Annotated in this window: 11 protein-coding genes; 7 read left to right on the plus strand and 4 right to left on the minus strand. The window is 71.2% G+C overall.

Going from position 1 to position 13908, the window contains the following annotated elements; translation table 11 throughout:
- Nucleotides 1-295: 295 nt before the first annotated feature.
- Nucleotides 296-1531, minus strand: coding sequence for an alpha/beta hydrolase (locus tag Q9R02_RS10060; protein WP_305996551.1), 1236 nt, complete (start codon nt 1529-1531; stop codon nt 296-298).
- A 115-nt stretch (nt 1532-1646) separates the two neighbouring features.
- The gene (gene menD / locus Q9R02_RS10065) at nt 1647-3305 is read right to left on the minus strand and encodes a 2-succinyl-5-enolpyruvyl-6-hydroxy-3-cyclohexene-1-carboxylic-acid synthase (RefSeq protein ID WP_305996552.1); all 1659 of its coding nucleotides are present in this window, start codon (nt 3303-3305) and stop codon (nt 1647-1649) included.
- Nucleotides 3306-3675: 370 nt separating this feature from the next.
- Between menD and Q9R02_RS10070 the strand changes: the two genes are divergently transcribed.
- The 7 genes from Q9R02_RS10070 (at nt 3676) to Q9R02_RS10100 (ending at nt 12554) form a co-directional block, all read left to right on the plus strand.
- Nucleotides 3676-3774 (plus strand): potassium-transporting ATPase subunit F, encoded by a 99-nt coding sequence (locus Q9R02_RS10070; protein ID WP_305996553.1) that lies wholly within the window; start codon nt 3676-3678, stop codon nt 3772-3774.
- Nucleotides 3775-3777: 3 nt separating this feature from the next.
- Entirely contained in the window at nt 3778-5448 is a 1671-nt protein-coding gene (gene kdpA / locus Q9R02_RS10075; protein ID WP_305996554.1) for a potassium-transporting ATPase subunit KdpA, read from the plus strand.
- On the plus strand, nt 5445-7598 hold the full coding sequence (kdpB, locus tag Q9R02_RS10080) for a potassium-transporting ATPase subunit KdpB (RefSeq protein WP_305996555.1): 2154 nt from the start codon (nt 5445-5447) through the stop codon (nt 7596-7598). The genes kdpA and kdpB overlap by 4 nt, the downstream gene beginning before the upstream one ends.
- An 8-nt stretch (nt 7599-7606) precedes the next feature.
- Nucleotides 7607-8209: a K(+)-transporting ATPase subunit C gene (kdpC, locus tag Q9R02_RS10085; RefSeq protein WP_305996556.1), complete on the plus strand. Its 603-nt coding sequence runs from the start codon at nt 7607-7609 to the stop codon at nt 8207-8209.
- 40 nt (nt 8210-8249) lie between these two features.
- On the plus strand, nt 8250-10778 hold the full coding sequence (locus Q9R02_RS10090) for a DUF4118 domain-containing protein (protein ID WP_305996557.1): 2529 nt from the start codon (nt 8250-8252) through the stop codon (nt 10776-10778).
- Between the two features lie 43 nt (nt 10779-10821).
- Complete coding sequence (locus Q9R02_RS10095) at nt 10822-11496, plus strand: response regulator (RefSeq protein ID WP_305996558.1); 675 nt, start codon at nt 10822-10824, stop codon at nt 11494-11496.
- Nucleotides 11497-11594: 98 nt separating this feature from the next.
- Complete coding sequence (locus Q9R02_RS10100) at nt 11595-12554, plus strand: CHAD domain-containing protein (RefSeq protein ID WP_305996559.1); 960 nt, start codon at nt 11595-11597, stop codon at nt 12552-12554.
- 78 nt (nt 12555-12632) lie between these two features.
- Here the strand turns inward: Q9R02_RS10100 and Q9R02_RS10105 are convergent, their stop codons facing one another.
- On the minus strand, nt 12633-12983 hold the full coding sequence (locus Q9R02_RS10105; RefSeq protein ID WP_305996560.1) for an SdpI family protein: 351 nt from the start codon (nt 12981-12983) through the stop codon (nt 12633-12635).
- 59 nt (nt 12984-13042) lie between these two features.
- The gene (locus Q9R02_RS10110) at nt 13043-13846 is read right to left on the minus strand and encodes an SDR family NAD(P)-dependent oxidoreductase (protein ID WP_305996561.1); all 804 of its coding nucleotides are present in this window, start codon (nt 13844-13846) and stop codon (nt 13043-13045) included.
- Nucleotides 13847-13908 lie beyond the last annotated feature (62 nt).

Consider the following 13908-nt stretch of genomic DNA (forward strand, 5'->3'; position numbering starts at 1 on the left):
TGGGCGTGGGTGTCGCCGGTCCGGATGGTGTTCCCTCGGCACGGACCTCCGACGGTGGCGGGCTCGAACCGGGGTTCGGGACAGGCGGCGTGGCCGTGCATCCGGTGAGCGCGAGCAGGACGGAAGCCAGCATCAGCGGATGGCGCCGCGTTTCCCCCAACATCTCTTCACGCTACGCCGGGTCCGCTCCCCGGGAAAAGGCCCTCAGGCGCCCCCACCGGCATCGATTGCTCCGTAGATGTCGTTTTGGACCCTCAAAACGACATCTACGGAGCAACCGATGGAGGAACAGGGCTCAGCCCGGTGCGTGCTGGACTTCCACCTGCGGATAGGGCGAGTGCCCGTTCAGCAACGGCTCGGGCCGGCCCAGAGCCACGTGATCGATGAATGCGCCCAGGTAGGCGCCGGTGATGGTGAGTGCTTCGGAGCCGTCGATGGGACCGAGCGGGATCTGGGACCGGATCGGCGCGGCGAGGTAGTAGTTGCCGTAGTCGCTGAAATTGAAGTGCTCGGCACCCGTGATCCGGTAGGACCAGACGCCGCCCGTACTGGCGGCCAGCATCGTCCGGGCGGCGTCCCGGCTGGCCTGGTCACGGGCGTCGGCCGCTTGGCAGGTGCCGGTGATGCAGGAGTCCTGGCTTCCGATGAGCAGCATCGGCTTGCCGAGCCCCGCGCGGACCACCGGGCCGTACTGCGTGCCGTCCAGATCGGCTGCGCCGGCACAGTGCGAATCAGTGCGGCACGCCTCCAGTGCGGCCGCGCCGCCGAAGGAATGGCCCGCGTAGACGACCGTGCCGGCGTCGACGTGCCCGGCGAAGCGGCCGCCGGCGTTCAGTGCCGCGAGCTGCGCCGCGGCGAAGCGGTCGTCGGCGGCCCAGACCGAGACCAGCCGGTCGCCGTCGGACTGGGCTTCACCTGAGTGCTCGTTCCCGTTGCTGGACTCCGACGGCTTACCCCTCGCTGAGGCGGGAACCGCCCGCCCGTCGAGGACGGTGAGGTTCGCACTGTAGCTGGGGGTCACACCGGCCACCAGGTAGCCGTGGCTGGCAAGGTCTTCCGCGAGGGCCGTGTACTGCGGTGCGGCGAGGCCCATGCCCGGTTCCAGCACGACCACGGGGAAGCGGCCGGCGGCCACCGGGACGTCGGCGTAGGAGTGCCCGCGAACGTCTGAAAAGCCGGTTTCTCCCAGACCGGCCACGCCGCCCAGATGCAGGCCTTCCCAGGCGCCCGGGGTGTAGGGCGCCGGCTGCGTGCCGGAACCGGGGACACCCGGGTACCACAGCCAGACCGAAAGCTCCCGAGGTGTGCCTGGCTGCGGTGCGAGCGGATCGGTACGGGTGCTGTCGGTCCATTCGACAAGGGACCGGCCGACCTGGAAGGAACCACTCGGTACGGGCAGGGTGACCGGCTGTGCGGCACGGATCGCGACGTAACCGGCGTACCCGCCGGACAGGACGAGGCATGCGAGCGCGGTCCAGAGAACCCACCGGACCCAACGGCGTTTCAGCCGGCCTCCCGTGCCTTCTGCCATGCCTGGATCATAGGGGAGCCGGCCCGGAAAGGCCCCGTTCCCCTTCATCGACTGCTCCGTAGATGTCGTTTTGAGGGTCCAAAACGACATCTACGGAGCAGTCGATGCAGGGATGTCAGAGGGCCGCGCGGATGCGGGCGTGGAGCTCCCGGATCCGGTCGCGCGAGCAGCGCACCTCGATCACGCTGCGTCCCTGCACCGGTTCCGCGAGCGCCGCGGCGAGTTCCGTCGTCGTGCTCACCACGCGGTGCGGGACTCCGTAAGCGGCGGCCAGCGCGCCCAGGTCGATGCTGTGCGGGGTGCCGAAGAGGCGCTCGACGGCGGGCTGGTAGCCGCTGCCCAGCGCGCCGTGCTCCAGCGTGCTGAAGATGGCGCCGCCCGCGTCGTTGAGCACGACGACGCGCACATCCGGCTCCGGTTCCCCGGCGCCGAGGAAGAGCCCGCCGGCGTCGTGCAGGAACGTCACGTCCCCGCACAGCAGCGTGGTCTCCCGCCCGGAGCCGAACGCCACGCCGAAGGCGGTTGAGGTGGTGCCGTCGATGCCCGCGATGCCGCGGTTCGCGTGCACCGTGGCGAGCGGTTCGAGGGTGGGGGCGGCGGCCAGGTCGGCGTCGCGGATACCGTTGGAGGAGCCGAGCACCAGCTGCCCGCGCGTCGCGGCCCAGACCACCGCGGCGACGGCCGGACCGGTCAGGCCGTCCTCCTCCGTCAGGACACGCTCGACGGCGTGCTGCGCGGTCTCCCCGGCCAGCAGCCACGCGTCCAGCCACCCTTCCGGGCCGCGGCCGGCGAAGGCGGACAGCTCCGCCAGGGTCGCCACAGGCGTCTCACGCCGCAGCCCCGGGCGGTACCAGGACACCGGGACCGGTTCATAGAGGGCCAGCGGGATGTCCGTGCGGGCCAGGAGTGCCGTCACGGGACGGGACAGGGTCGGACGTCCGAACACCACCACGCGCTCGACCGGCTGCGCCGAGTCCGGGCCGAAACGCTCCAGCAGGAGCCGGTACGGGCCTACCGCGTCCGGGCCGAAGCGCGCATTGGAGCTCGGCTCCGCGGCGAGGGGCAGCCCGTGTGCCCGCGCGAACGCCTCGGCGATGGGGCCGGCGTCGTGCCCGGCGAGGACCAGCGTGCGGCGTTCCTCCAGACCCTCCGGCGCCTCATAGGCCACGGGCGCCGGATCCGGGGCGTAGTGGAAGGGGTGCCGGTCCGTCGACGCCGGGAAGACGTCCCCGGCGCCGGGCACCAGCGGGTCCCGGAAGGCGAGATTGAGCTGCACCGGACCGGGCGGCAGCTCCTCGAAGGCGCCGGTCGCGGCGCTGAGGGCCGTGCGGACCGCCCGCACCGGGTCCTCCCCCGCCGGGACGTCCACGGCGAAACGGGCGTGCTCCCCGAACAGGTCCATCTGGTCCGTGGTCTGGCTGGCGCCGGTGCCGCGCAGCTCCTCCGGCCGGTCCGCGGACAGCACCACCAGCGGCGCGCTGACATGGTTGGCCTCCATCACAGCCGGCAGCAGATTACCCACCGCGGTCCCGGAGGTCACGACGACGGCGGCCGGGGCACCGCTGGACAGGATCACGCCCAGCGCGGTGAAGGCGGCGGACCGTTCGTCGATGCGGACATGGAGCCGCACGCGCCCGGTGGCCTCCGCCTCCGCGAGAGCGTAGGCGAGCGGGGCCGAGCGCGAACCCGGAGCGAGCACCACGTGCCGCACCCCGCCGTCGAGCAGTTCATCCACGACGATCCGGGCGGAGGCAAGGGCGGAGAGCTCAGTCACCGGTCCAGTTTAAAGCCCGTCTGGTCGGGTCCATCTGTCGTTTTGACCTGGTCATTCCGACAGTTGGGCCCGACCAGTTGGGATGTGGCGTAAGGGAAACATAAGGGTTCCTCCTTGGCGCATCAAGGATGCGTAAAAGCCGGTATCAGCGCCCCCGGACGGGAATTGACTGGTGATGCGGCCCCTCACGGGCCGCGGCGCGGAACCGATCCGCGCCCCGTGCAGACGGCCGCCCGAGGGTGGCCCGGGAGGACTGACACACAATGGACGACCTGATCGCCGTAGGGGTCTTCGTGATCCTGTCCGGCGCCGTGGTGTGGCTGGCCGCCGCCCTGGACAGAGTGGTGACCGGCAAGGTGGTGGGCAGGAAATGAGCGTGGACGCGATCATCTGGGCCCTGCTGGGGCTCGTGGCACTGGCCTTGCTGGGCTATCTGGTGGTCTCCCTCATCCGTTCGGACAAGGGGTAGGCCATGAAGTATTCGTGGTGGTCCTATGGGACCCAGATGGCCATCCTGCTCGTCCTGCTGGGCGTGGCCCACCGGCCGCTGGGCATGTACCTGCACTGGGTTGTTGAAGGCGCGGTCCTGGAGGGCAAGGCCGGGGAAGGAACCCGGCAGAACCGCGTGGAACGGGTGCTGTTCCGGATGGCCGGGGTGTCCCCGGAACGGGAGCAGAACTGGCTGGGCTACGCCCGCGGAGTCCTGGCCTTCTCCATCCTGTCCGTCCTGGTGGTCTTCCTGGCCATGCGTCTCCAGGCGCTCTTCTCCACTGAAGGCCTGGGGGCGGTGGACCCGTGGACGGCCATGAACACGGCCATCTCCTTCGTCACCAACACCAATTGGCAGGTCTACACCCCGGAGACCACGGTGGGCATCGCCGTGCAGATGGTGCTGCTGGCGGTGCAGAACTTCCTCTCCGCCGCCGTCGGCATCTGCGTGGCTGTGGCCTTCATGCGCGGCCTGACCCGCGCCGGCACGGACCGGCTGGGCAACTTCTGGAAGGACCTGGTGCGCATCAGCCTCAGGTTCCTCCTGCCGCTTGCTGCGGTCTCCGCCGTGCTCCTGATCGTGGCGGGCGTGGTGCAGAACTTCTGGGCCACCCCGGTGCACAACCCGTACACCGGGGCGGCCCAAGTGGTCCCGGGCGGCCCGGTGGCCAGCCAGGAGGCCATCAAGCTCCTGGGCACCAACGGTGGAGGCTACTTCAACGCGAACTCCGCCCACCCTCTGGAGAATCCCAACTCCTTCACGAACCTCTTCGAGGTGTTCCTGCTCCTGGTCATCCCGTCCGTCCTGCCCTGGGTGTTCGGCCGTATGGCCCGCGACGCCCGCCAGGGCTACACCGTGCTGGGCGTCATGGGCTCCCTCTGGCTGCTGACGTCGACGGCGATGGCCTGGGCCCTGGCCGCCTACCCGGGCCTGGGCGAGGGGATGGAGCAGCGTCTGGGCCCGGCGGCCAGCGGCGTGTTCGCCACCGCGACCACGCTGACCTCCACGGGCGCGGTGAACGCCGCCCACGACTCCCTGCCACCGCTGGCCGGCGGTGTGGCCTTGTTCGACATGATGCTCGGCGAAGTGGCCCCCGGCGGCGTGGGCTCCGGGCTGTACGGCATCCTGGTCCTCGCCATCGTCACGGTGTTCCTGGCCGGGCTCATGGTGGGCCGCACGCCCGAATACCTCGGCAAGAAGGTTCAGGCGAAACACATGACGCTGACGGCCCTGTACCTGCTGGTGGTGCCGATCGTGGTGCTGGTCCTGACGGGCATCGCCGTCATGATCCCGGGCGTCCTCTCCCAGGCGTCTGCCCAGGGGCCGCACCAGTTCAGCGAGATGCTCTACGCCTTCACCTCGGCGGCCAACAACAACGGTTCCGCGTTCGGCGGGATCACCAGTTCCGGCCCGGCGTTGTCCACCATGCTCGGCATCGCCATGTGGCTGGGCCGTTTCGTGGGAATCGTCCTGATCCTGGCCCTGGCGGGCGCGTTCGTCACCCAAGCGGTGGTCCCCAAGTCCGCCGGCACCCTGCCGACACACGGCGGTCTGTTCGCCATCATGTTCGGCACCGTCACGGTCCTGCTGACGGCACTCAACTACCTCCCGGCCCTCGCGCTGGGCCCCCTCGCGGAAGGCATCCTGAAATGAAGACCGCAACACCTGCGGTGCAGACTCCCACACCCCGGGTGGAGGAGTTCTCCGGGCACGCCTACAAACGGCGCAGCAGCTGGGACCGCAAGACGCTCCTGGGCGCACTGCCCCTGGCCCTGAAGAAGTTCGCGCCCCGGGCCATGCTCCACTCCCCGGTCATGTTCACGGTCCTGGTGGGCACCATCGTGTCCCTGCTGGTCTGTGTGGGGCAGTTCCTGACGAACTCCCCGCAGCTGGTGTTCAGCATCGCCGTCACCGTGTGGCTGGCCTTGACCGTGCTGTTCGGCAACTACTCGGAGGCGCTCGCGGAAGGCCGGGGCAAGGCCCAGGCGGACAGCCTGCGGGCCAGCCGTCAGGGCCTCACGGCCCGGAGACTGAGCAGTGCCACCGGGCTCAGCGGTTCCGAGGAGTCACTGGTGGCCGCATCCGAGCTGCATCAGGGCGATCTGGTGGTCTGCGAAGCCGGAGATGTGATCCCTTCGGACGGTGAGATCGTGGAGGGCCTGGCCATGGTGGACGAATCCGCCATCACCGGTGAATCCGCCCCCGTGGTCCGTGAATCCGGCGGCGACCGTTCCGCCGTCACGGGCGGCACCACGGTCCTCTCCGACCGGATCGTCGTGCGCATCACCGCGGAACCCGGCTCCACCTTCCTGGACCGCATGATCGCCCTGGTGGAGGGCGCGGAACGCCAACGGACCCCGAATGAGATCGCCCTCCACGTGCTGCTGGTGGCCCTGACCATCACGTTCCTGGTGGTGACCGTGGCCCTGGTCCCGTTCTCGCAGCTCGCCGGTGCCGTCCCGAGCCCGATCGTCCTGGTGGCCCTGCTGGTCTGCCTGATCCCCACCACCATCGGCGCCCTGGTCCCCGCCATCGGCATCGCCGGCATGGACCGCCTGGTCCAGCACAACGTCCTGGCCACGAGCGGCCGGGCCGTGGAGACGGCCGGTGACATCACCACCCTCATGATGGACAAGACCGGCACCATCACCTACGGCAACCGCCGCGCCGTCGAGTTCGTCCCGGCGCCCGGTGTGGACCGCGCGGATCTGGTGGACGCCGCCCGCCTGTCCTCCCTGGCCGACGAGACTCCGGAGGGCCGCTCCATCGTGGAGCTGGCCGAAGAGCAGGGCGCCTCCCCGGAGCAGGGTCAGCCCACCCTGGAGGACCTCTCCGCCGGTTCTGACCCCGCCGAGGCCGTGGAGTTCTCCGCCGCCACGCGCATGAGCGGCCTGGACCACGGCGGGGTGAAGGTCCGCAAGGGCGCCTCCTCCGCCGTCGGGGCCTGGGCGGAGGAGGCCGGGGCGGCCCTGCCGCCCGCAGTCTCCGCCACCGTGGAGGAGCTCTCCCGGCGCGGCAGCACACCGCTCGTGGTGGCCCGCGCCGGCGCCCTCGGCGGCGTGAGCGTCCTGGGCACCGTGGAGCTGGCCGACGTCGTCAAGCCGGGCATCGCGGATCGCTTCGCCGCGTTGCGCGGCATGGGCATCCGCACCGTCATGATCACGGGCGACAATCCCCTCACCGCAGCGGCCATCGCCGCCCAGGCGGGCGTGGACGACTACCTGGCGGAGGCGACGCCGGAGGACAAGCTGGCACGCATCCACTCCGAACAGGCCGAGGGACGGCTCGTGGCCATGACCGGCGATGGCACCAACGACGCCCCGGCCCTGGCCGCCGCGGACGTCGGCGTGGCCATGAACTCCGGCACCCAGGCGGCCAAGGAGGCGGCCAACATGGTGGACCTGGACTCGGACCCCACCAAGCTCCTGGACATCGTGGCGATCGGCAAGCAGCTGCTCATCACACGCGGTTCGCTCACCACCTTCTCCGTGGCCAACGACGTCGCGAAGTACTTCGCGATCATCCCCGCCCTCTTCGCCGCGGTGTACCCGGGCCTGGGGCTGCTGAACGTGATGGGCCTGCACTCCCCGGAGAGCGCCATCCTCTCCGCGGTCATCTTCAACGCCCTGGTGATCGTGGCCCTGGTGCCGCTGGCCCTGAAGGGCGTGAAGTACCGCGCCGTCAGCGCTCAGAACGCCCTGCGCAGGAACCTGCTGTGGTTCGGCGTGGGCGGCCTGATCGCCCCATTCATCGGCATCAAACTCATCGACCTCCTGGTGGCCGTGCTGCCGGGAATCTCCTAGGAGCCCCCATGACCGCCTATCTGCGCCAGGCGCGCGTGGCACTGATCCTACTGGCCCTCCTGACCGTGATCCTGGGAGGGATCTACCCGGTGGCCGTCTTCGCGCTCGGCCAGGGCATCGCCCCGGCCCAGGCGAACGGCTCGGTGGTGAAGGCCGACGGCGCCCCCGCGGCGTCGTCGCTCATCGCCCAGCAGGTGCCGGAGAAGGACAGCCGCTTCTTCTTCCCGAGGCCGTCCGCGGTGAAGTGGGACCCGGCGTCCTCCGGTGCTTCCAACCTCGGCCCCAGCGACCCCGCGCTGGCCTCCGGCGTGGCCAAGACCCGCGCCGCCGTCGCCGCCCGCGAAGGCGTGCCGGAGAGCGCCGTCCCGGAGGATGCGGTCAGCGCCTCGGCCTCCGGCCTGGACCCGGACATCTCCCCCGCCTACGCCGCGCTGCAGGCGCCCCGTGTGGCGAAGGCCGCCAGGCTGAGCCTGGCAGACGTCCAGCAGCTCATCCGGGAGGCCACCACCACGGGCGTCGAGTCGGCCCTGGGCCAGGAGTCGGTGAACACCACCACGCTGAATCTGGCGATCGGAGCGCGGCTCGGCGGCTCCTCCGGCACCGGCCGATGACTCCGATCCGGGTGTCCGGACCCGCTGTTAGGATCAGCCCATGAAACGCGGCCGGCTTCGGGTGTTCCTGGGCGCGGCCCCGGGCGTGGGCAAAACCTACGCCATGCTGGAGGAGGCCCACCGGCTCCGGGACGCCGGCGAGGACGTGGTGGTGGCCATCGCCCTGGATCACGGGCGCCGGCAGACGGCCCGCCTGCTGGACGGCCTGGAACTCATCCCCCAGCGCGAGGTCACGCACCGCGGGACGGTCCTGCGGGAGATGGACCTGGACGCCGTCCTGGAGCGCCGCCCGCAGCTGGCCGTGGTGGACGAATACGCGCACAGCAATGCCCCCGGAAGCCGCCACGCCAAGCGCTGGGAGGACGTCGAAGAGCTGCTGGAGGCCGGCGTCGACGTCCTCTCCACCGTCAACGTGCAGCACCTGGCCTCCCTCCATGACGTGGTGGAGGCCATCACCGGAACCCGCCAGCAGGAGACCGTCCCGGACGCCGTGGTGCGCCGCGCGGATCAGATCGAGCTGATCGACATCCCGCCGGAACTCCTCCGCCAGCGGCTCAGCCAGGGCAACGTCTACCCGGCCGAGAACGTGGACGCGGCCCTGGCCAACTACTTCCGTCTGGGCAACCTCTCCGCGTTGCGTGAGATCGCCCTCATCTGGCTGGCCGACCGCGTGGAGGAGGGCCTGGCCCAGTACCGCGAACGGCAGGGCATCGCGGGGACCTGGCCGGCGCGTGAGCGGATCGTGGTGGGCCTGACGGGCGGGCCGGAGGGACCGGTGCTGATCCGGCGTGCGGCGCGCATCCTGGCCAGGGTCAACGACGGCGATCTGCTGGCCGTGCACGTGCGCCAGGCGGACGGCCTGGACGACGCCGCCATGGGCGGCCTGGGCGCACAGCAGCGCCTGGTGGAGGACTTGGGCGGCCGCTTCGTCCATGTCTCCGGCGAGGACGTCTCCACCGCCCTGCTCGACTACGCCCGCGGCGTCAACGCCACCCAGATCGTGATCGGGGTGTCCCGCCACAGCCGCTTCCGGCAGCTCCTGGGCGGCGGGGTCAGCAACTCGGTGGTCCGCGGTTCCGGGGACATCGACGTCCACCTGGTCAACCACCCCTTCACGGGCCGTCAGGCCACACGGGCCCCGGCGCCGTCGCTGGGGCGGATCCGCCTGACGCTCGGATTCGTCCTGGCCCTCGTGGGCCCGCCGCTCATCACCCTGCTCCTGACCCCGTTCACGGGCCTGGACCTGGCGACCCATGTGCTGGCGCATCTCTGCGTGGTCATCACGGTGGCGTTCGTCGGTGGACTGAAACCGGCTGTCCCCGCGGCCGTGCTGGACTCTCTGCTGCTGAACTACTTCGTGGTGCCGCCCGTGGGCACCCTCACCATCTCCGACCCTCAGAGCTTCTTCGCCCTCATGGTCTTCCTGGGCGTGGCCATCGCCGTCTCGCTCGTGGTGGGCCTGTCCGCCAGGCGCAGCGTGGAGGCCCGGCGGGCGCGTGCGGAGGCGGCGACGCTGAGCGAGCTCGCGTCGTCGTCGCTGGCCAGCGATCAGCGGCCGGCGGAGTTCCTGACGCAGCTGACGGAGGAGTTCGGGCTGGAGTCGGCCACGCTGTTCACCCGCGCGCCCGCTCAAGACGACGACGCCGCCTGGGAACCGCTGGCGTCCTCCGGCACGGGTTCGCCGCAGCGCCCGGAGGATGCGGGAGAGAGCGAGCAGCTCGCCCCGGGCGCCCTGCTCGCCTGGACCGGACGGGTGCTCTCCGGTGCCGAGAGGCGGCTCCTGAAGGCGTTCGAGTCCCATCTGCTGGCGCTGCTGGAGCGGGACCGTCTGGCCCTCAGCCTGGCGGACACCGTCAAGCTGGCGGAGGGGAACCGGATCAGAACGTCCCTCCTGCAGGCGGCCTCGCACGATCTGCGGACTCCTCTCGCCGGGATCGGGCTGGCCGTCACGGCGCTGCGGCGTCAGCGTGGGAAGACCACGCCGGAGGAAGAGGAGGAGATGCTGGAGACCATCGAGAGCTGCAACCACCGCCTCGAATCGCTCATCGCGAACCTCCTGGACATGTCCCGGATCTCCGGCGACGCCGTGGCCGTGCTGCACGAGCCGGTGTCCTGGCTGGAGGTGGTCCCGGAAGCCCTCAGCGGCGTCCCGGGCGGGAGCGTCCGCGTGGAGCTGGCCCCGAATCTGCCTCCGGTGGACGCGGACCGCGGCCTGCTGGAACGGGCACTGGCGAACATGGTGGAGAACTCCGTGAAACACGCCCCCGGCTCCGAGGTGGTTCTGGTGGCCACACCGGGCGGCCTGCTGGGCCCCGTGGTGGGGGGACGGCCGGCCAGTGAGCTGCGCGTGGTGGACCACGGCGGAGGCGTGGCCCGCGAGCGCGTGGCGGAGATGTTCCAGCCGTTCCAACGGCTGGAGGAGCGGACCAGCGGGCTGGGGCTCGGCCTGGCCGTGGCCCGCGGTTTCGTGGAGGCCATGGGCGGCGAGGTGGTGGCCGAGGACACCCCGGGCGGCGGCCTGACCATGGTGGTGCGCCTCCCCCTGTACGCGGGGCCGCACGGCACGTGATGACCGCTCAAGCCCGACGAACTGACGATGATGAGGATGTGAGATGAAGAAGGTGCTGGTGGTGGACGACGAGCCCCAGCTGCTCCGGGCCCTGCAGATCAATCTGCGGGCCGAGGGGTATGAGGTGGCGGTGGCGCACGACGGGACCTCCGCGCTGAAGGCCGCCGCCGACTCGCCGCCCCATGTGGTGGTGCTGGACCTCGGCCTGCCGGACATGGAGGGCACCGAGGTGATCCAGGGGCTGCGCGGCTGGACCGACGTGCCCATCATCGTGCTGTCCGCCCGGCACGGCTCCTCGGACAAGGTGGAGGCCCTGGACGCCGGGGCGGACGACTACGTGACCAAGCCGTTCGGGCTGGACGAGTTGCTGGCCCGGATGCGGGCCGTGGAGCGCCGCCAGCTGAAGGAACACGTGGGCACCGTGGTGGAGGCCGGGGACCTGGTGATCGACCTGGCCGCGTCCTCCGTCACCCTCGCCGGCGAGCGGGTCCACCTGACGCCGCGGGAGTGGGCCGTGCTGCAGCTGCTGGTGGAGAACCAGGGCCGGCTGGTGACCCAGCAGCACCTCCTGCTGTCCGTCTGGGGACCGGCCTACACGGAGGAGGCGCAGTATCTGCGCGTCTATCTGGGACAGCTCCGCCGCAAGCTGGAACGCGACCCCGCGTCCCCCGTCCATCTGCTGACTGAGCAGGGCATGGGCTACCGCTTCGTCCCCTGAGCGCGGGAGGGCGTCCGGACTAGAATCGGAAGGGTACGACGCCGGGTGGGCGCCCCCGGCGCCGGCCCATCCGAGGCGCCCGGCAGGGAGTGGCCGCGATGCCGACAGCGAACAGCGGGACCGGGCCGGCGGACGGCGCCGGAGAGGGGCCGGGGCTCCCGGTCCCGGGCAGGAAGTCCACCGTCGGTGAGGTGCTCCTGGCCTACCTGGACGAACAGTCCCGCGAGCTCCTGGCCGACGAGGCCGCGGTCCGCCGCGGCGACGACGACGCCGTGCACTCCATGCGCTCCACGGCCCGACGGATCCGTTCCGCCCTGCAGGCCCACCATCCGGTGGTGCGCAAGGCCGCGGCCCGGCGGCTTGGCGAGGATCTCCGGTGGCTGGGCCACTTCCTCGGCGACCCCCGCGACGCGGAGGTCCTGCGGGAGCGGGTGCTGACGGAACTCCGGGCCCTCCCCCGCTTCCACGACGCGCAGGCCGCGCTCCTCCCGGTGGAACGGGAGCTGGACGCCGCCTGGGCCGCGGGGCGACGGCGTCTGCTGACGGCCCTGGACAGCCGCACCTACCGCGGGATGCTGGAGGCGCTGGCGGACTTCCGCAACGACCCGCCGTTCATCGCGGACGCCGGACGCCGCGCGCGCGAGGCCGGGGCCGCCGTCGTCGATGACGCCGCCCGCCGCATGGAGCGCTCACGCCTCCGGGCGAAGAAGCGCCGCGGCACTCCGGAGTACGACGACGCCCTGCATGAGGTCCGCAAGGACGCCAAGCGGCTGCGGTACTCGGCCGAGTCCGTGGCGGCGGCCGGCGCGAGACACACCGCGGCGCTCGGAAGGGCCGGGAAGCGCATTCAGCAGGCGCTGGGTGAGCAGCACGACGCGGCGGGAACCCGCGATTTCCTCATCAGGCTCGCCGCCGCACCCGGCCTGCCGGAGGATCTCGCGGAGGCCTACCGGGAGGCGGGTGAGGCGCAGGCGAAAAAGGCCAGGGACGCGGAGCGGCAGTACCGGCGGGTATACCGGAAGGCCCGGAGGAAGACGCACGGGTTCACCCTGCGCTGAGAGAGCGCACGTATATGCCGTGTAACGAGCGCTGTCTCAGCACTCGATGGATGGATGGGGCACAGTCCCGCGGACTGCTCAGTCGCCGGTGACCTTGTGGGCCGCCCGGACGGCCACCACGGCGGCGAGGATGACGCAGAGCAGCAGACCGCCGACGAACGGCAGGACCGTGACCGACGGGTCCTGTCCTCCGCCGAGGAAAGTAAGCACGGCACCGGCCCCCACGCTCACCCCGCCGAGGATCAGCAACGGTGCAGCGGCCTTGTGACCGGCGTTCCAGGCCGCTTCCGATTTCATGGTGGCGGGAAGCCGGATCCCCACCATGAAGTTCAGCGGCAGACGGCCCCGGAGGGCCAGGACCCCGGACACGATGATACCCACGGCCGCGACCGCCAGAATGACCCCCGCGAAATCCACGTTTCCACGCATGCTTCGTACTCTCCGTCTCCGTCGTGCCCGGCGCCCCGGCCGGGACGCGGGCCGCACCGTCAGCTGGGCTCAGGATAGTCCTGGGAGGGCTGTTTCCCGACGGTCCCCAGTCGTTTCAGGGCGTGCAGCGGACCGGCACCCCCGCCGCCGTCCACGGGCAGGGTGATTCCGGTGATCCAGGAGGCGTCGTCGGAGCCCAGGAACGCGATCGCCGCCGCCATGTCCTCCGGCTCGCCCACCCGGCCCAGCGGGTACAGCACGGCCAGGTGCCCGGCCCCGCCCTGAGCGTCCCAGTACGGGGTCCGGGTGGTGGCCGGAGCCACCACGTTGATCCGGACCCCCGCCGGGCCCAGCTCCACGGCGAGATTCTTCGCCAGGTTCTCCAGCCCGGCCTTCGCAGCCGAGTAGGCATCCCCGCCCCAGGCCTGGGATCCGTTGACGGAGCCCACCAGGACGATCGAACCGCCGCGCCCCAGATGAGGCACGGCCGCCCGGATGCAGCGCATGGGTCCGCCGAGATTCTGGTCCAGCTGGGCGGTCCAGCCGTCGTCGTCCAAGCCCTCCAGGATCGACTGCAGCGGGAGCGAACCGCCGGCCACGCTGACCAGGCAATCCAGCCGGCCGAAGCGCGCCACCGTCGCCTCCACGGCCGCGTCGACGGACACCCGGTCCGTGATGTCGCAGGAGAGAGGGAGCAGCCGGTCCGGCGCACCGAGGTCCCGGACCAGAGTGTCCAGTCCGCCCGTGTTCCGGTCCGCGAGCGCCAGGGAGGCGCCTTCGGCGAAGAGTCTCCGCGCCGTGGCCTCGCCGATCCCCCGGGCCGCCCCGGTCAGGAACACCACGCGATCCATATACCGCTCCATGCGCACCTTCCCCGCCGCCGGCGTCGTCGTCCGTCCAGCTTCGCACAGCGGCCCGGTGCCCG

This window comes from Arthrobacter horti (genome assembly GCF_030731045.1).
GTDB classification, from domain to species: Bacteria; Actinomycetota; Actinomycetes; order Actinomycetales; family Micrococcaceae; genus Arthrobacter_E; species Arthrobacter_E nanjingensis.

Excerpts from the sequence above, each read along its gene's own strand:
- Q9R02_RS10105 (WP_305996560.1), bottom strand. The coding sequence starts at position 12,983 with ATGCGTGGAAACGTGGATTTCGCGGGGGTCATTCTGGCGGTCGCGGCC.
- kdpC (WP_305996556.1), top strand. The coding sequence starts at position 7,607 with ATGACCGCCTATCTGCGCCAGGCGCGCGTGGCACTGATCCTACTGGCC.
- Q9R02_RS10110 (WP_305996561.1), bottom strand. The coding sequence starts at position 13,846 with ATGGAGCGGTATATGGATCGCGTGGTGTTCCTGACCGGGGCGGCCCGG.
- Q9R02_RS10090 (WP_305996557.1), top strand. The coding sequence starts at position 8,250 with ATGAAACGCGGCCGGCTTCGGGTGTTCCTGGGCGCGGCCCCGGGCGTG.
- Q9R02_RS10100 (WP_305996559.1), top strand. The coding sequence starts at position 11,595 with ATGCCGACAGCGAACAGCGGGACCGGGCCGGCGGACGGCGCCGGAGAG.
- Q9R02_RS10070 (WP_305996553.1), top strand. The coding sequence starts at position 3,676 with ATGAGCGTGGACGCGATCATCTGGGCCCTGCTGGGGCTCGTGGCACTG.
- kdpB (WP_305996555.1), top strand. The coding sequence starts at position 5,445 with ATGAAGACCGCAACACCTGCGGTGCAGACTCCCACACCCCGGGTGGAG.
- Q9R02_RS10095 (WP_305996558.1), top strand. The coding sequence starts at position 10,822 with ATGAAGAAGGTGCTGGTGGTGGACGACGAGCCCCAGCTGCTCCGGGCC.
- kdpA (WP_305996554.1), top strand. The coding sequence starts at position 3,778 with ATGAAGTATTCGTGGTGGTCCTATGGGACCCAGATGGCCATCCTGCTC.
- Q9R02_RS10060 (WP_305996551.1), bottom strand. The coding sequence starts at position 1,531 with ATGGCAGAAGGCACGGGAGGCCGGCTGAAACGCCGTTGGGTCCGGTGG.